Genomic DNA, 21,108 nt, shown 5'->3' with positions numbered 1-21,108 from the left:
TTCAGAGTTTTGAACTCTGAAAGGGTTGAAAAAAGCTAATAAAATCAACTATCGCTAAACCGTTTCTGATGATCTATTTGCCAAATTTCTTCTCTTTGGAGAGATTCCAAAAATAATGTTGCGCTGTCGCCTTACCCAAAATCACACGGCTACTGCTAAGAAAATAGTATTTTTTTTCTATTCACTAAAATTTTTCAGGCTTATTAGATAAGAATCTTAATAGAAAAAAAAATCTCTTAAAAGCAAAATATAACTCTATTAAAAAAGTTTTAAATAGTTTAAAAATTGTTCCTATCAAACCCTTTATTGCTCTTTTATAACTATATTGAGTATGCCAAAGTTGATATCCTCCTATTACTTCATTTTTAAATCTAAAAAAAATCTGTTTGTGATCTCTAACAATATCATAACAAAAAATGGAAGCGGAAAAATCGATATCAAAACCATTCTTTATAACTCTCAAGGACCATTCCTTGTCCTCCATTGTTTGTATATCGTCTTTAAACTTATGCAATTCCCAAATCTTTTTGCTAAAAGCTGAACCGCAAAAAATCAAACCAGATTTATTTGGGTCTGTTCTTGAAGAAATATTATTAATATAATTTCTAAAATCATTCTTATTGTGCAAACATCTTAGACCTGCCAAATTAATATTTTCTTCAAATTTCTTACTTATTAATTTAAAAAAATCATGACTAACCGGATAAGCATGAGAGCTAAAAATAACAACAATTTCATTTGATGCACTTTCAGCTGCTAAATTAGCACTGACTCCATAACTGAATTTCTTGATTTGCACTAGTTTTGCTCCGTACTTATTAACCACTTGCTCACTATTGTCATTAGAAATATTATCTATAACAATTATTTCATCAATATCTTCGTGGTAGCGTTCAGTTAAATTTTTAAGTAAAAATTCAAGTGCTTCAGCTTGGTTTTTATTTCTGATTACAACAGAGATTTTATTCATAATTAACAGAATATTTATTAAACCTAACTTCTATTCTTTTCAATTAATTTAACCCAATTATCAAAAGAATTTAAATTTAGAAATTTACTTCTATTTTCATCTAGAATATCGAATTCATAAAATTCATTCTTCATTTCATCTAAATGGTTGAATAAAGGAAGATCATTTCTGCTAAAAACCCCAACGCCCCAATCAGTATCAAAACATATTGATTTTAAACTTTTATAATGCCTAAATTTATAAAAAGCTTTCCAAGTAGTTCCGTTCCATAAAATACCTGCTGGAGAATTTCTATAATAATAATTCTCTCTTTGGTGATATTCTGTTGGCGGATTACAATCGTGCAAAACTATAAATCCATCATCCTTAATATATTTCAAACTATTAAGAATATCTTTTTCAACTTGAAAAGACAAATGCAATCCATCAATAAAGATGACATCAAATTTTATATCACTATTGATTTTATTTAACTTGTTTTGTTCTAAAAGTTCAAAAAAAACATCTGATGTTACCGCAAAATCTGCAACATTTTTTTCTGATTCTAATCCCGGATCTACAGAGTATTTGTTATTACATTTAATTTTTAAAAAATTACTTTTAGGATTCCTTACTCCTATTTCTAAATAATTTTCAGAATCTGTCAACGACATCAAAAAGTTAATAATTTCTGATCGAGATGGACTTTTATTTATTTCTTTTTTAGAAAGAGCCACTGTTTTTTTAAAACATTCATCCTCTAAAATACTTTTGCCAACCCTTACCTTTTTTAATATATAATTTGTTTTTTTATTTTTCTTTAATAAAGAAACTGCTATCTTTTTAAATAACATAATTAAACTTTATTTTTATAAATTTACTATTCAAAATCAGAAAAATCTAATTGTTCATCATTATCAATGTCTCTAGCAGCCGTTTTTCCAATTAAATCATTAAAATGCTCCGCTAAAATTTTACCTGTTCCCGGGCGTTTTACCCAAATATTTTCTTTCGTGAATACTCCTCCCTTTTTTATATCGGCAATAGCACAAACCGTCGCAAAAGCAAAAAAATTATTTGCTCCATATCCTAATTTTTCTCTTAATAAAAGTAGCAGCTTTTTCATTAAACCAATAAATTCTCATTTTTATAGTTGGATTTGCAAAAATTAACTGCCCCCCACCCACATATGCATTTGAATTTCTTCCCTCATTTACATATGACGGGTTCTTTTTTAAAGTAATAACATTAACATATAAGTGATTTGGAAAGATATCTAAAATTTTCTGTGTTTGGCTTTTTCTATCCCCTTCTACAAAAAAAATAGTTTTTTTTTCAGCTTTTTGCTCAATAAAATTTAAACTATCGTCAGAACCATCAATGATGATCAAATCGAATTTTTCGTTTTGAATATCTTTAATTTCAGAAAAGAGGTTTATTTTTTCAAAGTAAAATACATTTTTTTGCAATGCATCTAAACAAAATTGATTCATTTCTGTTCCAAAATAATCAATTTTTAAATTATTTTTTTGTTCTAATTTTAAAATTGTGTCAGAGATTGATCCAATTCCTAAACCTATTTCTAATATCTTTTTAATTTTAAATACAGTAACTAATTTTAACAATGTTTCTAATGCAAATTCGCTGGCAATATAATCACTCCCTTCTAAAGAAGAGAAAAATTTATAATTATCTACAGCAAGTTTTTTAATTTTCATACTTTATTGTTTTTTTGAATAAATACTCCGCATAATCCAAATCCTCTTGGGTATCGATATCTACCTGACCAAAAACATGATTCATCACCAATGGGAACGCACTCTTGCTGATTATTATGTTCTCCAAAATAAGTTTAGCTTTTGTGATATACAACAAGCCATTTTCAAAAAACAACGGCTCTAAATCCTGACTGCGTTGACCAATTTCATAGTTAAAAGGCAAGAATTGATCGTTTAAAATCTTCCCAAACTTCTGATAATTCCTGCTAACAGTAAACAAACTATCGCTGTTTTCTGCCTGATAAATTTCAAAAGCCTCCTGCAACAGCTTTATCGGTCGCAATGGATTCGTGGGTTGCAACAACACCACATTTTCTGTTTCATATTCAATTGTTTCCAAAACATGCTTTAATGAAGTTACTGTAGGTTCCAAATCTCCGGACAACTCTTCCGGCCTGTCAATTACCTTGGCTCCAAATTGCAAAGCAGTTTTTTTTATCGTTGCATCATTGGTAGAAACAAAAATATCTCCTATGATCGAGGCATTTGCTTGAGCATATTGGATGGAATGTACCAATAATGGCAATCCTCCAAACAATTGGATGTTCTTTTCCGGAATCCGTTTTGATCCGCCTCGGGCAGGAATAATGGCAATGGTTTTCATTATTGCAATCTGTTTTTAGCTTTTTCAATAATTTCATTCATCCCTGAATTCCAACTTTCAGAACTATATAAAGTAGTTGGAACATTTTCAAAAGATAAGGGCTTGTTTAAAAACTCCAAAATTGCTTCCTCCCAAGCTGAAACAAAATGAGGGTTATCAATTAACTTCCCGTATTTTCCATACTGCAAAACTTCCGGTACACCTCCAAGCGCAGAAGCGATACAATAACAGCCACAATGCAAAGCTTCGATTAAACTCAATCCAAAACCTTCATGGCATAAAGTTGGAAACAAATAGCAATCGGCTGTTTGATAGTATTTGGGCAGTTCATTATTTGGAATTTTCCCCATAAAAATAACTCCTTCAATCAAAACATCAGATTCTGATCCAATAACCCACAAAACAATATTCTTATTTTGAGAATAAACTTTTTTCCAGGTATCTAAAACTAAATGCAATCCTTTTTTAGGTCGATCCTGTGAACACCAAATGAAAACTTTTTTATCAACCACATTAAGTTGTTGTTTTAAACTTCTCTTTTCTTCTGCTTCCACTTGAAAAAACAAATCAGTATCAATTCCGTTATGAAGTACTGAAAATCGTACCGGCAAAACGGTATAATAATTTTTATGTGCAAAATAGCTATCATGGGTAAGCAAAACCATTTCGTCTATGGTCTCAAAAAAACAACGACTTTGGAAATTTTCATAAAAAGGAGGAAATCCGTGGTAGAAAAATTGTAAATAACAGTTTTTGCGTAAGTTTTTTTGTTTTAGAAAAGAATCTAAGTCTTTCACAATGCCAAAGTTATCTACAATCTGAATAAGGTATTTTTGATTTTTTTTAAGCAATTGCTCTAAAGCCTGAAAATAATCTTCATATTGATTTTTAAAAATTCTCTTTTTAATTTTTGAAACAAAACTTTCTGAAACAATTTTGTAATCTACATTATCCAATAAAACTTCCGGCTGATTACAGACTACAAAATCAATTTTATGAGTCGCCCCCAAGTAATTTTGATACATCCTGGTCCAACTCCCTATTTTAAAATAAGGCAAAGGAAATTGTGAAATCAGAATTACTTTTGGCATGAGTTAGTCTTTTTTTATTTTAAATTCAATACTCTCAAGATTATCACTTATTTTATAAATATAGGGTAAATGATGATAATAGGAAACTAAATGTAATAATAATAGATCATTCACTTCTTTTAAAGTATAAAATTCCGAAACTTTTTTCCCAAATATTTTTTTAATTTTATGCTTAAAAGTCCTACAGAAAGGATGTGTTTTTATTTCAACACTTATAAAACATTCTTTTTTCTGGTACAATTCCACAAATAAGAAATGATCTATCTCGCTAACTTCATTTGAAAGTTTAATTGTCGGCAAACCGGATAATTCTTCATAATCAGATTCATTCATAACGCCTCCCCATCCTTGTAAATTTACTCTTTCAATTCTTTTTTCCAAATTATATTTAAGATGTTGATGATTAAGCTCTACAACTCCGCTTAGCTGGATTTCTTTATTTAAAACAGTAGTTTCACTTTGTCTATAATTAGGGTGCCATTGGTGAAGCAATAATACATTTTCATCATAAAATTCGATTTTGCAACCGTGATTTTTCAAACGATTAAGAACATCTGTATCCTCAGCTCCCCAAAAATGAAAAAATGCATCAAAACCGCGAATTTCTTTAAGTTTTCTAACCGGAAAAAGAGTCATTCCTGTAGCTTCTTCATTACTATAAAAATTTATTTTATACGATTCAAAATCACAATTTTTGATACTCTCCTCTTCTGAAAGAAAACCTACTTTAAAAAAAACAGCCGTATTAAGATCCTTTTCCCTTTCTAAAAGGATTGAAAATTCCGGATGAAAAATTATATCCACATCAGCAATAAAACAAAAGTCAGACTCTGTCTTTTTTACAGCGTAATTTAATGCTTTACATTTATTCCACGGTTGATTCGATGTAAAAAGATATTCATAGGAAATAAAATCATAATGCGTAACGAGCTCCTGAACTTGCAGTGCCATATCCTCATCCGACCCATAATCAATAAAAAAAACCTCAAAATTCAAAACTTTTTGATTAGCCAAAGAATCTAAAGAACGCTTGATACGACTTAGTTCCCGATTGCGGTAAGGATAGAGAATAGTGACCATTTAATTGGTTTTAATTTAGATTCATTTTAAAAATGATGCCGACCTTCTTTGCTGTTTTTAAGATAACTTTCTTTTATCTTTAGTCGTGTAAGTATCTTATACTTCCTAAAGTCCTCTCCGGCTTTAGTTAAATCAAATAGCAACAAAGAATACAATGTCCTAAAAATAAACTTAGTTTTAAACTTTTCATACAATTTATAATCCAACCGATTTACATCCCCAAATTTTATAATTGTCTGATTCATAAAATACCTTTCATCAATCATCAATTGCTGTGATTTATCATTTTTTTCAAACACTCCGTTATTAGTAGTATCATGAAATATTTTAACTTTTGGAACAATGACCAACTTTAATCCATGAAATAACACTCTTTGACAATAATTTACATCTTCGCCGTAATGAAAGAAAATCGGATCAAAACCACCAACAATATTTAAAGTATTTACTGGCAATAACCAAGCTGAAGCATTAATAAATTTATCTTCTAAATAAAATTCTTTTAGCTCCTGATTAAGTAAAAGATCCGAAAATAACTTTTCATTATAAAATCCAAACTCTAATCCATTGCCAAGCCAATTTAAATGTAATGGCGTCAATATACCCAAATCGGCATTACTCTCTGATATTCTTATTAAAGTTTCAATAGTAACTTTTTCAATTTTAGCATCTTGATTTAACAGAAAAACAAAATCTGGATTTTGTTTCAGAGCATAAGCTATTCCTATATTATTTGCTTTTCCAAAACCTAAATTTTCCTTTTGTTCTAACAAAATTACGTCAGGGAAACTTGTTTTTATAAAATCTATCGTAGTGTCTGAACTACTATTGTCAACCACTATCAATGAAACCGGAATTGAACTACTTAAAACACTTTTTAAGCATTCTTCTATCCATTTAATCCCATTACAAGTCACAACAATTACGTAAATCTGTCTCATATCTTTAAATATCTATACTCAAAATAGAGCGTTTGTAATAGCGATGAACTAGTGATTGCTCAATATGTTCTGCTTCCCGCTTGCGGTAAGGATAGAGTAAGCTTATCATCTATTTAATAGTTTTACATACAATTTCAACTTTTACTTTCATTGATCAGATAGTTTGCCCTTGGAATAAAATTCCTTTTTCTGCTTTCAATTATCTTATTACAATTTTTAAATACAACTCTGGCTGACAACCAATAATTTCTGGCCTCTGAAAATTTAAAACGAAATACAAACAATACGCTAAACAAAAGTTTTTTTATTGCTAAAGCTAATATTTCCCCTTTGCGAACATCTAAATTAATATCAGCATAGCTTGTTTTTGTATTCAGTTCAAATTTCCTCAATTGCTCATCGCTATCTTTTATTCTTTTGTTATTTGCATCTTCGCAATCATGATAAATTTTAACACTAGGCACAATGCCTACTTTCATATTGTGAAAATTAACACGATGGCAGTAATTATTATCCTCTCCGTAGTGAAAAAATAAAGGATCAAAACCTCCAACAGTCTCTAATGCTTTTCGGGAAATTAACCAGGCAGCCGCATTAATAAAATGTAACGGATAAACATCTTTCATTTCACTTTTATCTTTAGCTATATAATCCGAAACTATATTTTTACAAAACCATGGAGATAATTGTAGACTAAAATTATATTCTAACGATTTCCTATCTGAATAATAATGTAAGGGGGAAAGAATCCCATATTCTTTGTTTGAAAGTGAAACCTTCATCAAAAAAGCCAAAGTATCCTCCTCTATCCAGGCATCCTGGTTTAACAAAAACACATAATCATAACCGTTATTTAAAGCATATTGCATTCCGATATTATTAGCCTGACCAAATCCCAGATTAGTTTTGCTTTCATAAATAAAAATATCAGTATACTTTTTTAAAGCAATAACAGTATCATCCTTACTTCCATTATCTACAACATAGATATCAGCTTGCAAACTCGAAAGCCGGATAGAATCAATACATTTATTAATCCACTTTAAGCCATTATAAGTAACTATAATCGTCAGTATTTTGTTTTTTTCATCTTGCATCAATAACATTTTTAATTATTTCGAAGATTTTATCAGATGAGTTTTTGCCACAAAAATCGATTGCCGCTTTTCTGATTGCTTCTGATTTTTCGCTCAACAAAACAGGATTGTTGTACAATTCTAAAATAGACCTGCTTGCACTTAAGATATCCAAATAGGGTATAACACAACCATTCTCATTATTAATAAATTCCGTGGTTCCATTCCCTGAATTAAAACAAATAACCGGATTACCTATTATAGCATTTTCCATTGCTACCATAGAAAAGGATTCTTCTCTTGAGCACAATAAAAAAAGATCCGACTCATAAAAATAATCTATAATTTTATCTGTATTAGGAATAACAAGTATATTATTCTTTAGTCCCATTTTTTTTATATCACCCAAAAAATGACTTCTGATCTCCTGATTTCCATGCATTCCTATCCAAACAAAATAAATAGGAAAATCAGGACGAGCTTGACTTATGACATTTTTAGCAACTTGCAAAAAAACATCAACTCCCTTGTTGTAGTTTAACGAACCCGAAGAACAAACAACAAATGAGTTCTCAGGCAAATCTAAATTTTTTACCTCGGCAGCCTGTTTTTTCACATTTCGCATAACAGGAGGGATAACCTGACATTTTGCAGCTGCAATGCTGTGATTTAAAATAAAATTATTCTTCGCAAATTCAGAAACAAAAATAAAACTTGAAATATTTTCAATCTCTTTAGAAATGATTTCCTGGACTCCTAAATTTTCAGAAAGTATTGGTCCCTCATGAACATGCAAAATTGATTTGTTGTTTTTTAAAAAATCCAACTTTGGCAATCTCGTCAGCGTGGCCAAACTATTTATGTATACTAAATCAAAAAAATTATTGCTTAGTTTTCTCAAAAAATTATTTTCATTCTTATAAAACTTTTTAAAAACTTTATTTAAAAAGGTGTCTGAATTTTTCTTATGGAGGACCGATATTTTAGCTTTTTGCCTTAAACTTTCTTCAATTTTTCCACCATAAATACATAAGACATAGCAGTCATTCTTCTTTGAACAAGAACTATCCAGTAAATGATCAATCATCATTGGTGCTCCTGTTTCAGAGGCTTCATGTATTATAAATAGAACTTTTCTCATTTAAAAAAAATTTAAATAATCTTTTATGAAACCGATACAATTCCTTTATATCAAGACACTTGAAATACCTAATATATAATAAAATCCAATCAATTAAATTTATTTTTTTATTTAGATAGAAAAAAAATTCTACCTTTTTTAAAATAAAAAGCCTGTTTTTTTTAGACAATCTTTCCAACTCATTGTCATAAAAATGTTTGACATATAAATATTCGGATTTCTTTACTATATTTTTATCTGTTGAACCCGAAAGACTTTGAGACGAAATTCTAATAAAAATCAGAATATTGTTTATTGAAAAAATGGGTTTGTCTGCTGCAAAATCTACCCAAGCCCTGTCATCACTATAAAACCCGAAAGGATAATACTGAATCTTTTTTTCTAAAAAACTTTTCCTTTTAAAAATGTATTCAGATAATGAACTCCGCGTTTCCCATTTTAATTTTCTAATAAAAAAATCCAAGCCTTTTTCTAATTTTGGATGCTGGTAGATTCTCGAGATACAATCTCCTTTTTCATCAATAAGCCGCGTTGCAAACCGTACAACATTAATCCCATCCTGCTCTATTTCGGGCAAATTCCCATAAAACCCTTCCACCACATTCTCGCCCAACACATCATCATCTCCCAAAATCATAATCCATTCCTCATTCCCTGATAAAGCAATACAGCGTTCCCATTGTTTTGTCAATGAAATCCCTCCAAGATTCTCTTCAAAACGATGATACTCAAAATCAAATTTCCCTTTATAGTGCTCCAATAGATCAGATGGATTTTCCGGACTCGCATCATCCCCGATATATACTTTGAATCGTTGATTGATTTGACTGGCGAGCGACTCTAAAGTAACTTCAAAGAAAGTGAACTTGTAATATGGGATAATTATGGCAAGCATTATTTTAATACTTTTAAAATTATTTTTTTTACTATTTTAGAAGGTTGCTTATAATTTTCATTAATAAATTTAATCGACCTAAAAAAAATATGATTTGAGATAAAAAAACCTTTGTATTGATTTGCAATCATATTCTCTAATGAGGAAATACTTAATAATTGCCGATTAAGAATGATTTTTTTTATTTCATCCGCTTTAAGATAGGAAAGTAAATAAGTAAATAATTTAAGACTGTTTATTGTCATTTTCAATCTGGAGCCACCAGAAAAAACACCAACTCCATGCCTATAAACACCCATTTTATCTTCCAAATACTTCAATTTCCCATGCTCGGCCAACATCATATATAGAAAAAAATCGCCTATTGGGGTAAATTCAAACTCAAATGGAAATTTCTTTATAATATTTCTAAAAACTACTGAAGGCGTATGGATATAATTTCCTAATCGTGCCAGCGTTTCAATCGTTTCATAATTTTCTGGTACCACAGTAATAAAATCATCTACAATTTCGCCATCAGTTTTCAATATGGCTACCTTGTGAAAACACAACACATATTCAAGATTTTCCTCCAAAAAATCAACTTGTTTTTGCAGTTTCAATGGATCGATCCAATAATCATCACCTTCACAAAGTGCTATATAAGCTCCTGAACATTGACCTAAGGCAAAAATAAAATTAGGCATCATTCCTAAATTATTCTCTTGCCTTATATATTTAATCCATTTTTTTCTGGGATGATTCTCTAAAATATCTCGAATAACTAAATCAGTTTTATCTGGCGAGCAATCGTTGACTATAATTAGTTCTACTTCAAAATCACATTCTTGCATTAAAACTCCTTCTATAGCTTTACGAATATAATTTTCATGGCCATAGGTAATCATGCAAACACTAACGGTGGTCGCTTTTTTCATCTTAGTTTTTGTCTTAAAAACCCTATTCCAAATAAAGATAAAAGAAGTTTTATCAAAATATCAATCTTCATCTTTCTTCTGAAAACATTCCAACTGCAATATTTAAAAACCTCTACAATTAATACATTCTTTAATAATTTAATGGTATCTGAATATTTCTTAGATACAAACGCGCTATTTATTAAACCTCTATTCATATTACAAACAGAATCAGACAACCATTTAGTATCTAAGCTATTTCTTTCAACAAATGTTTTTCTGCATAAATAAGTATCCTTTAAAGCAAAAATATATTTATCAATATCTGTAGGATGGCTTGCACTTCCCTCTAAAATTCTATAAACTGTTGTAATTTCGTTCAAAAAATAGATTTCTGAATTTTGGGCTGTTTCCAACAAAATTCTAGTATCACCAATTACTCCGTTTTCAAGTTCATTTTTTATGATACCAATTACTTTATCCAAAACAGTTTTTCTAAATACTGTAGTTGGAAACTCTATAAATTTACTTTTTAACATCAAGGGAATAACTTCCGTACGTTCTTTTGCATATCTAGGAATAATTTCAATCAATTCGCCTGTAGATTGCTTAAAATGCTTCACGTTGGTATAAACTAACCCAACATTATTATTTGATTCTAAAATATCAACTTGTTTTTGCAGTTTATCTTTGGTTATCCAATAATCATCACCCTCACACATAGCAACAAAATCGCCTTTGCATTGATTTAATGAAAATATAAAATTAGGCATTATCCCAATGTTCTTTTCCTGCTTTATATATTTAATCCAAGAAGCTCGAGGATGATTTTCTAAAATATTTTGGATAACCTCATCTGTTTGGTCTGGAGAACAATCGTTAGCAATAATAAGCTCTATTTCAAAATCACATTCTTGCATTAAAACTCCATTTATAGCTTCTGCAATAAATTTTTCATGATTATAAGTTATCATGCAAACGCTTACTTTAGGATATTTTTCCATATTAGAATTCTAAGGGTGCTAACTCTTTAATGATTTTAGCCGGAACACCAACAGCCAAACAATTATCTGGAAGGTCTTTGGTAACAACTGAACCTGCGCCAATTATAACATTTTTCCCTATTCTAATACTGGGCAATATAGTAGCATTGGAACCTATTTGAGTACAGCAGCCAATTATACATCTACCTAACAAAGTAACACTTGGAGAAATTTCCACAAAATCACCAATTATACAATCATGCGTGATTACTGAATTATAATAAACTATGCTTCCTTTACCAACTCGAATACCATTTGAAAAAACAGAACCCGAAAGAATATTTGAACCAATACCAATTTGAACGTCAAAAGAACCAATAGCTGCTAAAGGACTAATGGTAGAAACAAATTCCCCTCCTAAATCAGTGAATTTATCGCACAGTTTTTTTCTTAAAACAGGATTCCCAATGCCAATGGTAAATTGATTATCAATCGTTTTAAAATAGATTAAAGCGGCTTCAATAGTTCTTAAAACGGGAAATTGACCAAATAATTTTTCTGGCACATCATCATTCACATCATCATAAAAAACCAAATTATCCAATTGGTTTAATTGATGAACCACTTCTAATACTTCTTTAGCAAATCCCTTGGCTCCCACTATTAACATAAATTCGTATTTATAAGTGAAACTATTCTCTCTAAATCATTTTCAGACAATCCCACATACAAAGGCAAACACATAATCCTTGAAGCAATATTCTCTGAAATTGGCATTGATTGTCCTTTTGTATAATCAATAGTATTTAATGAAGGATAAAAATAGCGACGTGGCATAATTTGATTGTAACTTAATGCCTTTTCTACTCTTAAAAGTTGTGCTTCACTCTCAAAAATAACGGGATAATAACTATAATTCCAATGTGTATTTTTTCTTATTTTCAAGGCTTTAAGTTTTGAAAAATCCAAATTGGCATTATAAAAATCAACTACTTTTTTTCTTTCAGCTAGTATAGTCCCCATATACGGTAAAACCGACAATCCCATTGCGGCTTGTAATTCCGACATTTTAGCATTAATTCCTACACCATGAAAGGCTAAAGGTCCGTTATGCCCGAAATTATGACTATAAAACAATTTATGTTGTAATTCTTTATCCGAAGTAAACATGGCTCCGCCTTCTCCTGTATGAAATAATTTGGTGGCATGAAAACTACAGGTGCTTACATCACCATAATTAAAAATGGATTCATTTTTATAGGTAACTCCAAAACAGTGTGCAGCATCATAAATTACTTTTAATTTATATTTACCTGCAATTCGTTGAATTTCTTCAACATTACATGGATTACCAAAAACATGGGTTACCAAAATAGCCGTCGTTTTATCGGTTATGGCTTCTTCTATTTTTATCTCATCAATGGTTAAATACTCGGGATGAATATCTACAAAAACAGGTTTGCAGTTTTCCCACACAATGGTTGCTGTTGTTGCAACATATGAAAACGGCGACGTAATGACTTCTCCTCCTTTTGCCAATACTTTCAGTGCAATTTGCAATGGAATGGTTCCATTTGTAGTTAACACAACTTGATTCAACGCCAAATAAGAAAGTAAATTTTCTTCTAACTCTTGAACCAAAGATCCTCGATTTGTAATCCAAGAATTATCCCAAGCTCTTTTTAAAATCTCTTGGTACTCTTCTTGAGGCGGTAAAAAAGTTTTGGTTACATTTATCATCCTTTTAATAAATTTTTCCATTCAAACTGTGGTTTAATATAACCTGGTTCTTTCCCCATATAAACACCTAATTCTCTTTCTCCGTCAACTACCGTAAAAGAAATAATATTTTTTTCAACAAAAATAGCTTGACGTTTATCTTCAATAATAAATAGTGACAAAAAGTACTGACCTGGTTGAAAAAAAGAAGCTGGAATAGTACAAATAAGATTATTATCTCCTGTTTTCAAATTCGTTGTTTGAAAATTAGAAAATGAAAACATAGCCTCCCCCATTTCATTATATAAGTGATATGTTACATGATAACGGTCAGATTGTTCACTTCTAAGTTGCAATTTTGTATGCAATTCAATTGGTAAATTTTCACTTAAAGATTCTTCATAAGTTTGACCTTTACTTCTTAATGAAATTTCGTTTAATTGAAATACTTCATTATTATAATCCTCATCAAACACTTTCTTGTTCATTACTTCCGATTCTCCGCTCAAATAGTAACTAACAGCTTCATCAATAGCACCATCAAATTTCACTTTCCCATGCTCCAACACCATCCCCCTCGTACAAAGGCTCTTCACCGCCGCCATATTATGACTCACAAACAAAACCGTCCGTCCTTCACCCCTGGAAATATCCTGCATCTTGCCGATGGCTTTTTTCTGAAACTCGGCATCACCCACAGCCAGAACCTCATCAATAACCAAGATCTCGGGTTCAAGGAATGCTGCCACGGCAAAGGCCAATCGTACCGTCATTCCGCTGCTGTAGCGTTTCACAGGAGTGTCTATATAGCGTTCGCAACCCGAGAAAGCAATAATTTCATCGAGTTTGGAAGCAATCTCTCTTTTAGTCATACCCAAAATAGCCCCGTTAAGAAAAATATTTTCCCTGCCGGTCATCTCCCCGTTAAAACCGGTTCCCACTTCGAGTAAAGAAGCAATCCTTCCCCGGGATTTTATGCTACCCGTTGTAGGTGCAGTCACCTTGGATAATATTTTTAACAGTGTCGATTTTCCTGCTCCGTTTTTGCCTATAATCCCCAAAACTTCACCGCGCTCCACTTCAAAGTTGATATCTTGCAAAGCCCATACATAATCGCTTTCTCCTTTGGTAGAGCGATCATTTGTATCCCCTATTTTCAAATAAGGATCTTCTTTTCCTCTCAATTGACACCACCAACGGTTCAGGTCATGACTCAGCGTACCGGTCCCTACCTGTCCCAGACGGTATTGCTTGGAGATGTTTTCGGCTTTTAAGATGATGTCTTTCATTTTAGTGAGTCGTGAATCGTGAGTCGTGAGTCGTGAGTAGAAAAATAACTCACTTACTACTCACTATTCACTTATTTAAATAATTTCTAAACCCTATCAAAAGTTTTTTAACATCAATCATTTGTAGTTCAAAAACTTGCTCGTTCTTAATAAATTCCAATCGCATTGCTATTAAATATTGTGTTTCTAATTCTGAAAGTGACCCCAAGGCAACATGAAGAAAATGAATCAATTCTCTATCTCCTTTTCTTGCGGCCCCTTCAGCAATATTAGATGGAATTGAAACAGCTGCTCTTCTCATTTGACTAGTCAAACCAAATTTTTCTGAATCCGGAAATAGCTGCGTAATTTGATATACTGTAACAACCAAATCCATACTCTTTTTCCAAACATCCAACTCTTTATGATCCATATCTTCTTTTTTTAGTGAGTCGTCAGTCGTCAGTTTTGAGTAGAAAAATGACATCACTTACTACTCTCGATTCACGATTCACGACTGACGATTCACAACCCATAACTCACAACTCCCTAGACCGTATCAATAAAACTTTTCTCCGTTTTGTTAAAAATAAGCAAGCCCATAAAAAAAATAAAAAAACTCAGCAAAAACGTATAAACAAGTCCTGAAACCGAAATATGACCCGTATTGAGCAACATGTATCGACTGCTTTCAATAATATAAGCCAGTGGATTATAGCTTACCAACCAAGCATAGTCGGGGATTTTCTCCCTGATTAGTGCCATAGGATACATCACCGCCGAGAGATACATCAGCAATTGCACTCCAAAACCGATCAAATAACTCAAATCCCTGTATTTAGTAACCAAAGAGGAAATAATCATCCCCAGTCCCAATCCCAAAACCCCCATCAAAACCACTAACAGCGGAAAAAACAATACACTGGCATTAAGACTAATAGCGGCGCCTTGGTAATAAAAATACAAATAAAAAATTACAAAAATCAGAAACTGAATTCCGAATTTCAACAAGTTAGAAACCACTACCGAAAGCGGCATGATGATTCGCGGAAAATAGACCTTCCCAAAAATAGAAGCATTGCGCTTAAAGGTATCCGAAGTATCATTAAGGCAAGCCGTGAAATAATTCCAAATCGTGATACCGGCCAAATTAAAAAGGAAAGAAGGCACAATTCCGGTGCTGATCCCGGCAACATTATTGAAAATCACAGTAAAAGTAATCGAGGTAAAAAGCGGTTGTATCAGGTACCATAACGGCCCCAAAATGGTTTGTTTGTACACCGTGACCACATCTCTTTTTACAAAAAGCAACAGCAAGTCGCGGTATTGCCAAACCTCTTTGAAGTTCAACGAGAAGAAATTATTCTTGGGTGCTATCTCAAACAACCAGTCCGAATCGCTGTTATTGGTAGTATTCATTGTCTATCAGGATAAAAACCAAGCGTATTATGGAGCCCTTTTCGATACAATCAGAATCATCGCCTAACAAATATAAGATTTTTCGTTTAGATATAAACAACTCCTAATCAAAACTATATATATTAAATTGGATCTGTATAATTTCAAAAACTTTGAAAATCACGGCAAGCAAGCATCCGCATCCATTGGCCCTCCTTCATTTTCTCGATTAAATAACAATAATTTTAACACCAAATTAGTGCTATCTAATAAGTAAACTTTTATTTTTGCGCCCTAATTTAATATAGTATCACCATGAAAGATTTATTCGAAAAAATCAATGCCGAATTTGAAAACTTCAAAACAGAGGCTGAACTGCACATCGAAAAAGGAAACAAAGCGGCGGGAACAAGAGCACGTAAATCGACTTTGGACCTGGAAAAACTTTTAAAAGAGTTTAGAAAAGTTTCTGTAGAGGAATCAAAAAAATAATTTATTTTCAAAAATGAGCCTTCCGGATTTTCCAGAGGGCTTTTTTTATTGCCCTGCTTGTCAATCTTTCTGTTTTTATAAAAATACGTCAGCAGATTCCCTTTTTGTTATTGATTTAGCTGGCTGTTTTTATAAGTATTAATTTTCATTTGCACCTCTTTTATTTTCATTTCGCCATAGTACAGCACAGAAGTTGGTGCGTCTGCAAAGGGCTCTACAAATTCAAATTAACCCGAAAATAAATATCTCGAATCAGTACCATAATTACTTTTCACTATTCCAACCCCTAACCCCATTTCCTTTTTATCCATTTCTCTATTTCCACCGCAAAAAACACCGTGCCGGACACTGCTATTGTCAAGGCAAGCTCATTAACCGTCAACGCTTGGGTCTTAAAAATCACATTGAAAAAAGGGGAATAAATAACCATTAACTGCAAAGCGATAGCGATCGACAAAGCAATTATCATGTACTTATTTGAAAACAAACCAATCCTGAAAATGGATTCACGCTCGGAACGAATGGCCATGGCATGTGCCAATTGAGCAAAACAAAGAACAGAAAAGGCCATGGTTTGCCAGTGGTCCTTTTCATTCTCAATGGCCCAGGCTTGTATGCCTAAAGTGATTAATCCGATCAGAAAACCTACCCATAAAATATGAATCACCATCGCTCTGGAGAAAATATTCTGCCCCGGACTTCTTGGAGGCCGTTTCATTATATGCGCATCAGCACTTTCAGAGCCAAGCGCTAATCCGGGCAAACTGTCGCTGACAAGATTGATCCAGAGAATTTGTATGGGCAACAAAGGCATTGGCAATCCGAGAAAAGGAGCCAGAAAAATGGCCCATAATTCCCCGGAGTTTCCGGTCATGATATATTTGATGAATTTCAAAATGTTATCAAATATCCTTCGCCCTTGTTTTATGGCCACAACGATAGTTGAAAAATTATCGTCCAACAAAATCATTTGTGAGGCTTCTTTGGAAACTTCCGTTCCGTTGATCCCCATGGCAATTCCTATATTGGCATTCTTGAGCGCCGGCGCATCATTGACACCATCACCTGTCATCGCGACAAAGTGATTTTTATCCTGCAAGGCAGTAATAATTTTCAGCTTCTGTTCCGGATTTACCCGTGCATAAACCCGCACTCGCTCAACTATATCCTCAAATTCTTCCAATTTTAATTGGTTAAGTTCCGGACCGCTCAATACCAGATCTTCTTCAGATTCTAGAATTCCCAATCTCTTTGCTATGGCCATGGCCGTGAGTTTATGATCCCCGGTAATCATAACGGTAATAATTCCTGCTTCTTTGCATTGGGCAACCGCCTGTTTGGCTTCTTCGCGCGGCGGATCAATCATTGCCGTAAATCCAATCAGGGTTAACGCGCTTTCTATTTCTCCCGAAGCTAAATTATCAGGCACATCAGCAAGTCTTTTTACCGCATATCCTAATACGCGATATCCCTTAGCCGCCATCTCATTTGCTTTAAATTCAAATTCGGCCTTGGCTGTTTTTTGTTCATCATTCAATTTTCCCAAAAGTTCCTCAACTGCACCTTTGGTAATGAGCAGCACTCCTTTATCGCATTTATGCAGGGTACTCATACATTTTCGTGTGGAATCAAAAGGCAATTCCGCTACTCTGGGATAGTCTAGTTCTAAATCGGCTCGCTTATAATTTTTATCAAAAGCATATCGTGCCAGGGCCAGCTCGGTCGAATCGCCCAACCATTTTCCGTTGCTGTCAATGGATGTATCATTATTTAATGCCATGGCAGCCAATAAAGCATTCTGTCCGCCAAATACAAGATTAGCTGTTTCATCTGAGGTCTCAAAAATTTCCTCTACGGTCATTTTATTCAGCGTAAGTGTTCCCGTTTTGTCTGTACAGATATAACCGACAGAACCCAATGATTCAACGGCAGCCAGTTTTCTGATCAGCACATTGCTTTTGACCAACCGCTTGGCGCCAAATGCGAGTGCAATGGTCACCAGAGCGGCTAATGCCTCGGGGATTGCGGCAACAGCAAGCGAAATAGAAGTAAGCAACATGCTTAAGACTGTCTCGCCACGCCAGATCCCTATGCCAAAGATCAGAGCACAGACGATCAATATACCAACCGACAATTGTTTCCCAAATACCGTTAATCTTTTTTGTAAAGGTGTTGCTGCTTCCTCAGTTTGGATCATTCGTGCAATTCGCCCCAGCTCCGTACTCATTCCCGTGGCCACGACATACGCAAGTCCAGAACCACTTGTGACATGCGTGCCTTTATAGCCCATATTTATTCGGTCGCCAAGCACATAATCGCCTTGCGGCAGCTCCTCAGGATGCTTTTGTACATTGTGCGACTCGCCCGTAAGTACTGATTCGTCCACTTTTATCTGTTGGGTCTCAAAAAAACGAATGTCCGCAGGAATAATATTTCCCACTTCGAGAAACAATAAATCTCCCGGAACAAGCTCTGAAAAAGGAAGGGCTAACTTTGTTCCTTCACGCACCACTTGGGCAATGCCGCTTGCCATTTTCTTTAATGCCTCCATCGCCTTTTGGGCACGGTATTCTTGTATCACACCCACAGCCGTATTAATGACAATAATGGCAAGAATAATTATCGTATCTATAATATCCCCCAATATCCCTGAAATTATGGCCGCAGCTACAAGAATAAGAATCATAAAATCCAGCAGTTGCTGTAGCAGCATTTGCAAAATTGTCTTCCTTTTTTTCTTCTCTAATTGGTTTTTTCCATGTTCTGCAAGAAGTTGTGAAGCAGTAACACTATCTATACCTGAAGGGCTTGTGTTCAACAGCCGCTCTATTTCGGAAAGGGGGAGTAGGTGCCAGTTCATTGTAAAACAGTTGTGTATTTAATGATAATCCTTGGCCTTCGTTTATACCAACAGCGGTTTTAGATTTGCTATTTATTTAAATAAACGCAAGCTCTGCTTTCTAAAAAAGCCCAACCACTTTTAGTCCTTTAATTCTAAAGTAAAGATACGCGATTTAAACCACTTTTATTCCGCTGCATTCATTAGCAATAACTCCCTTATCACTTTTTTACTATGCTCCATCATGCATTAACTGTTCATTCTTTTTTTATATAAAAAGCTGAATTTTAATTTTTATTAAAATAAAAACAACCCCCATTAAAAAACACCACTAACACTAATTAAATCAATAAAAAAACAAAACAATAGCTATTTTTTTTAACCAAAATAAAATCAACCTATAAAAAACAGGGGTAAAACACAAAACATCGATTATGTAAAAATTAAAAAAGAATGCTTAAAATACGAAATAAGCATTTCCTGTTTATTGATTTTTTGATATCGATAATTCTTTTGTGAATTTAAAAAAAAATCATCGAAGGGAATCTAAAGTTGATAATTTAGCCTCAACGAAACCCGAAATAAACCGCTGAAAACTAAAAAACTACCGCCTCTGATCATAAGAAAAACAAGCATATAAACCAACACCAAAATTAACCAACAAACCAAACTAACATGAAAAAAACAGCAAGCATTTTAGGACTCCTACTTACAAGCACGATGACATTCGCACAAGAAGCTTCGGTACCATCAACCACTTTCGGCGGATCGGCAGACCTCTACTACAAGTATGATTTTTCAGGCCTGTCTCCCAATGGAAAAACCAGTTTCACCTATGCTCATAATTCTTTCGAACTGGGCATGGTTTCCATCGAAGCCTCTCATAGCAGGGCTAAGGGTACCGTTTTTGTAGATTTGGGATTCGGAAACAGAGACAAAGAGTTCACTTATAATGACAACAGCAGCTCCTTCATGATCAAGCAACTCTATTTCACCTACCAGTTCTCAGAGCGTTTCAAGCTCGTTGCCGGCAGCTTTACCACCCACATCGGATATGAACTATTGGATGCGGTAGACAACAAAAATTACAGCATGTCCTATGCTTTCACAAACGGGCCTTTTTTTAATACGGGTCTAAAGGTTCAATATACCTTAGGAAAATTCAGCCTTATGGCGGGCCTGAGCAATCCTACCGACTTTAAAACCGCCCTGGAAGCGGGCTCAGACCAAAAAACAGTCATTGGGCAATTGGCTTATACCAGCACCTCCGAAAGCCTGTATTTCAATCTAACTTCAGGAAGCGCCAATCCGGCCAGCAGCGTAAATAAAACTCAATTTGATATTGTTGCCTCTAAAACCATCAATGATAAATTTTCTCTGGGATTCAACGGAACCTATTCGATAATAAAAGAGGATACCGCTAGCAGTAATGATGAAAATTGGTTTGCTCTGGTTGGATATGCCAGCTATGCAGCCAAAGAAAACCTAAGGCTTGCTTACCGACTGGAATATTTTGATGCTAAAAAAGCCGCAATAGCACTTCCGGCAATGGGGGAATCCAATATTGTAGGCAATACGCTGTCACTAAATTACAAAACAGGAAATCTGACCATTATTCCCGAAATCAGGGTCGACCTTTCATCAGAAGCTATTTTTTGGAATACTGCTACCAATCCATCCAATTCCAATGCTTATCTGTTGATGGCGATGACCTACAGTTTCTAATTTGAAACCTCGCACAGAAAAAAGCGGATTAATCGACTGACAATCCATTCCGTACAAACCCTCTAATACCTGAATTAAAAAGTCGTTTCTGAAAAGTATTCAAAAGCCGCCAAGCTTAAAAATATTTTTCAGAAACGACTTTAAAATCTAATACTGATCCGCTTTCAATCCGCTTCCTCTGACAAGAACGGCTTCATCGCTGGCTGCCGCTATGTTCTATCCGCTTTGCTTTC

The 21,108-nt window shown here is 33.6% G+C and carries 21 protein-coding genes; 2 read left to right on the top strand and 19 right to left on the bottom strand.

Going from position 1 to position 21,108, the window contains the following annotated elements:
- Nucleotides 1–184: 184 nt before the first annotated feature.
- From BUB25_RS11175 to BUB25_RS11090, 18 genes are all read right to left on the bottom strand, one after another.
- Entirely contained in the window at nucleotides 185–970 is a 786-nt protein-coding gene (locus BUB25_RS11175; protein ID WP_072944322.1) for a glycosyltransferase family 2 protein, read from the bottom strand.
- A gap of 23 nt (nucleotides 971–993) precedes the next feature.
- Entirely contained in the window at nucleotides 994–1,803 is an 810-nt protein-coding gene (locus BUB25_RS11170; RefSeq protein ID WP_072944320.1) for a class I SAM-dependent methyltransferase, read from the bottom strand.
- Nucleotides 1,804–1,829: 26 nt separating this feature from the next.
- Entirely contained in the window at nucleotides 1,830–2,075 is a 246-nt protein-coding gene (locus BUB25_RS11165) for an SAF domain-containing protein (protein ID WP_449403991.1), read from the bottom strand.
- Complete coding sequence (locus BUB25_RS11160) at nucleotides 2,023–2,667, bottom strand: hypothetical protein (RefSeq protein ID WP_072944318.1); 645 nt, start codon at nucleotides 2,665–2,667, stop codon at nucleotides 2,023–2,025. The genes BUB25_RS11165 and BUB25_RS11160 overlap by 53 nt, the downstream gene beginning before the upstream one ends.
- Complete coding sequence (locus tag BUB25_RS11155) at nucleotides 2,657–3,331, bottom strand: acylneuraminate cytidylyltransferase family protein (protein WP_072944316.1); 675 nt, start codon at nucleotides 3,329–3,331, stop codon at nucleotides 2,657–2,659. The genes BUB25_RS11160 and BUB25_RS11155 overlap by 11 nt, the downstream gene beginning before the upstream one ends.
- A complete protein-coding gene (locus tag BUB25_RS11150) occupies nucleotides 3,331–4,422 on the bottom strand; it encodes a glycosyltransferase family 4 protein (protein WP_072944313.1) in 1,092 nt (363 codons plus the stop codon). Before BUB25_RS11150 ends, BUB25_RS11155 begins: the two co-directional genes overlap by 1 nt.
- A 3-nt stretch (nucleotides 4,423–4,425) precedes the next feature.
- Nucleotides 4,426–5,502 carry a glycosyltransferase family 2 protein gene (locus tag BUB25_RS11145; protein WP_072944310.1) on the bottom strand — a complete coding sequence of 359 codons (1,077 nt, stop codon included), beginning with the start codon at nucleotides 5,500–5,502 and terminating at the stop codon, nucleotides 4,426–4,428.
- A 26-nt stretch (nucleotides 5,503–5,528) separates the two neighbouring features.
- The gene (locus BUB25_RS11140) at nucleotides 5,529–6,443 is read right to left on the bottom strand and encodes a glycosyltransferase family 2 protein (RefSeq protein WP_072944308.1); all 915 of its coding nucleotides are present in this window, start codon (nucleotides 6,441–6,443) and stop codon (nucleotides 5,529–5,531) included.
- Between the two features lie 134 nt (nucleotides 6,444–6,577).
- Nucleotides 6,578–7,540 (bottom strand): glycosyltransferase family 2 protein, encoded by a 963-nt coding sequence (locus tag BUB25_RS11135; RefSeq protein ID WP_072944521.1) that lies wholly within the window; start codon nucleotides 7,538–7,540, stop codon nucleotides 6,578–6,580.
- On the bottom strand, nucleotides 7,530–8,660 hold the full coding sequence (locus tag BUB25_RS11130) for a glycosyltransferase family 4 protein (protein ID WP_072944306.1): 1,131 nt from the start codon (nucleotides 8,658–8,660) through the stop codon (nucleotides 7,530–7,532). The genes BUB25_RS11135 and BUB25_RS11130 overlap by 11 nt, the downstream gene beginning before the upstream one ends.
- A complete protein-coding gene (locus BUB25_RS11125; RefSeq protein ID WP_072944305.1) occupies nucleotides 8,632–9,555 on the bottom strand; it encodes a glycosyltransferase in 924 nt (307 codons plus the stop codon). Before BUB25_RS11125 ends, BUB25_RS11130 begins: the two co-directional genes overlap by 29 nt.
- On the bottom strand, nucleotides 9,555–10,472 hold the full coding sequence (locus BUB25_RS11120; RefSeq protein WP_072944304.1) for a glycosyltransferase family 2 protein: 918 nt from the start codon (nucleotides 10,470–10,472) through the stop codon (nucleotides 9,555–9,557). The genes BUB25_RS11125 and BUB25_RS11120 overlap by 1 nt, the downstream gene beginning before the upstream one ends.
- Complete coding sequence (locus BUB25_RS11115) at nucleotides 10,469–11,455, bottom strand: glycosyltransferase family 2 protein (RefSeq protein ID WP_072944303.1); 987 nt, start codon at nucleotides 11,453–11,455, stop codon at nucleotides 10,469–10,471. The genes BUB25_RS11120 and BUB25_RS11115 overlap by 4 nt, the downstream gene beginning before the upstream one ends.
- Before the next feature lies 1 nt (nucleotide 11,456).
- On the bottom strand, nucleotides 11,457–12,104 hold the full coding sequence (locus BUB25_RS11110) for an acetyltransferase (RefSeq protein WP_072944302.1): 648 nt from the start codon (nucleotides 12,102–12,104) through the stop codon (nucleotides 11,457–11,459).
- Nucleotides 12,098–13,174 (bottom strand): DegT/DnrJ/EryC1/StrS family aminotransferase, encoded by a 1,077-nt coding sequence (locus BUB25_RS11105; RefSeq protein ID WP_072944301.1) that lies wholly within the window; start codon nucleotides 13,172–13,174, stop codon nucleotides 12,098–12,100. The genes BUB25_RS11110 and BUB25_RS11105 overlap by 7 nt, the downstream gene beginning before the upstream one ends.
- Nucleotides 13,171–14,442 carry an ABC transporter ATP-binding protein gene (locus BUB25_RS11100; RefSeq protein WP_072944300.1) on the bottom strand — a complete coding sequence of 424 codons (1,272 nt, stop codon included), beginning with the start codon at nucleotides 14,440–14,442 and terminating at the stop codon, nucleotides 13,171–13,173. Before BUB25_RS11100 ends, BUB25_RS11105 begins: the two co-directional genes overlap by 4 nt.
- A 67-nt stretch (nucleotides 14,443–14,509) precedes the next feature.
- Complete coding sequence (locus tag BUB25_RS11095; protein ID WP_072944519.1) at nucleotides 14,510–14,854, bottom strand: four helix bundle protein; 345 nt, start codon at nucleotides 14,852–14,854, stop codon at nucleotides 14,510–14,512.
- A gap of 116 nt (nucleotides 14,855–14,970) precedes the next feature.
- A complete protein-coding gene (locus BUB25_RS11090) occupies nucleotides 14,971–15,840 on the bottom strand; it encodes an ABC transporter permease (protein WP_072944298.1) in 870 nt (289 codons plus the stop codon).
- 294 nt (nucleotides 15,841–16,134) lie between these two features.
- On the opposite strand from BUB25_RS11090, the gene BUB25_RS11085 reads away from it, so the two are divergent.
- On the top strand, nucleotides 16,135–16,311 hold the full coding sequence (locus tag BUB25_RS11085) for a histone H1 (protein ID WP_072944296.1): 177 nt from the start codon (nucleotides 16,135–16,137) through the stop codon (nucleotides 16,309–16,311).
- A gap of 286 nt (nucleotides 16,312–16,597) precedes the next feature.
- Here the strand turns inward: BUB25_RS11085 and BUB25_RS11080 are convergent, their stop codons facing one another.
- Nucleotides 16,598–19,171, bottom strand: coding sequence for a cation-translocating P-type ATPase (locus BUB25_RS11080; RefSeq protein ID WP_072944294.1), 2,574 nt, complete (start codon nucleotides 19,169–19,171; stop codon nucleotides 16,598–16,600).
- A 654-nt stretch (nucleotides 19,172–19,825) separates the two neighbouring features.
- Here BUB25_RS11080 and BUB25_RS11075 point away from each other — a divergent pair.
- The gene (locus tag BUB25_RS11075) at nucleotides 19,826–20,875 is read left to right on the top strand and encodes an outer membrane beta-barrel protein (protein ID WP_072944291.1); all 1,050 of its coding nucleotides are present in this window, start codon (nucleotides 19,826–19,828) and stop codon (nucleotides 20,873–20,875) included.
- Nucleotides 20,876–21,108: the final 233 nt, after the last annotated feature.

Source organism: Flavobacterium granuli (genome assembly GCF_900129705.1).
GTDB lineage: Bacteria > Bacteroidota > Bacteroidia > Flavobacteriales > Flavobacteriaceae > Flavobacterium > Flavobacterium granuli.
The sequence above is the reverse complement of the archived record's forward strand: the minus strand, read 5'-3'. Positions and strand labels throughout refer to the sequence as shown.

Bases quoted from the DNA above. Each gene is read 5' to 3' on its own strand.
- BUB25_RS11175 (WP_072944322.1), bottom strand. From the start codon at position 970: ATGAATAAAATCTCTGTTGTAATCAGAAATAAAAACCAAGCTGAAGCA.
- BUB25_RS11170 (WP_072944320.1), bottom strand. From the start codon at position 1,803: ATGTTATTTAAAAAGATAGCAGTTTCTTTATTAAAGAAAAATAAAAAA.
- BUB25_RS11165 (WP_449403991.1), bottom strand. From the start codon at position 2,075: ATGAAAAAGCTGCTACTTTTATTAAGAGAAAAATTAGGATATGGAGCA.
- BUB25_RS11160 (WP_072944318.1), bottom strand. From the start codon at position 2,667: ATGAAAATTAAAAAACTTGCTGTAGATAATTATAAATTTTTCTCTTCT.
- BUB25_RS11155 (WP_072944316.1), bottom strand. From the start codon at position 3,331: ATGAAAACCATTGCCATTATTCCTGCCCGAGGCGGATCAAAACGGATT.
- BUB25_RS11150 (WP_072944313.1), bottom strand. From the start codon at position 4,422: ATGCCAAAAGTAATTCTGATTTCACAATTTCCTTTGCCTTATTTTAAA.
- BUB25_RS11145 (WP_072944310.1), bottom strand. From the start codon at position 5,502: ATGGTCACTATTCTCTATCCTTACCGCAATCGGGAACTAAGTCGTATC.
- BUB25_RS11140 (WP_072944308.1), bottom strand. From the start codon at position 6,443: ATGAGACAGATTTACGTAATTGTTGTGACTTGTAATGGGATTAAATGG.
- BUB25_RS11135 (WP_072944521.1), bottom strand. From the start codon at position 7,540: ATGCAAGATGAAAAAAACAAAATACTGACGATTATAGTTACTTATAAT.
- BUB25_RS11130 (WP_072944306.1), bottom strand. From the start codon at position 8,660: ATGAGAAAAGTTCTATTTATAATACATGAAGCCTCTGAAACAGGAGCA.
- BUB25_RS11125 (WP_072944305.1), bottom strand. From the start codon at position 9,555: ATGCTTGCCATAATTATCCCATATTACAAGTTCACTTTCTTTGAAGTT.
- BUB25_RS11120 (WP_072944304.1), bottom strand. From the start codon at position 10,472: ATGAAAAAAGCGACCACCGTTAGTGTTTGCATGATTACCTATGGCCAT.
- BUB25_RS11115 (WP_072944303.1), bottom strand. From the start codon at position 11,455: ATGGAAAAATATCCTAAAGTAAGCGTTTGCATGATAACTTATAATCAT.
- BUB25_RS11110 (WP_072944302.1), bottom strand. From the start codon at position 12,104: ATGTTAATAGTGGGAGCCAAGGGATTTGCTAAAGAAGTATTAGAAGTG.
- BUB25_RS11105 (WP_072944301.1), bottom strand. From the start codon at position 13,174: ATGATAAATGTAACCAAAACTTTTTTACCGCCTCAAGAAGAGTACCAA.
- BUB25_RS11100 (WP_072944300.1), bottom strand. From the start codon at position 14,442: ATGAAAGACATCATCTTAAAAGCCGAAAACATCTCCAAGCAATACCGT.
- BUB25_RS11095 (WP_072944519.1), bottom strand. From the start codon at position 14,854: ATGGATCATAAAGAGTTGGATGTTTGGAAAAAGAGTATGGATTTGGTT.
- BUB25_RS11090 (WP_072944298.1), bottom strand. From the start codon at position 15,840: ATGAATACTACCAATAACAGCGATTCGGACTGGTTGTTTGAGATAGCA.
- BUB25_RS11085 (WP_072944296.1), top strand. From the start codon at position 16,135: ATGAAAGATTTATTCGAAAAAATCAATGCCGAATTTGAAAACTTCAAA.
- BUB25_RS11080 (WP_072944294.1), bottom strand. From the start codon at position 19,171: ATGAACTGGCACCTACTCCCCCTTTCCGAAATAGAGCGGCTGTTGAAC.
- BUB25_RS11075 (WP_072944291.1), top strand. From the start codon at position 19,826: ATGAAAAAAACAGCAAGCATTTTAGGACTCCTACTTACAAGCACGATG.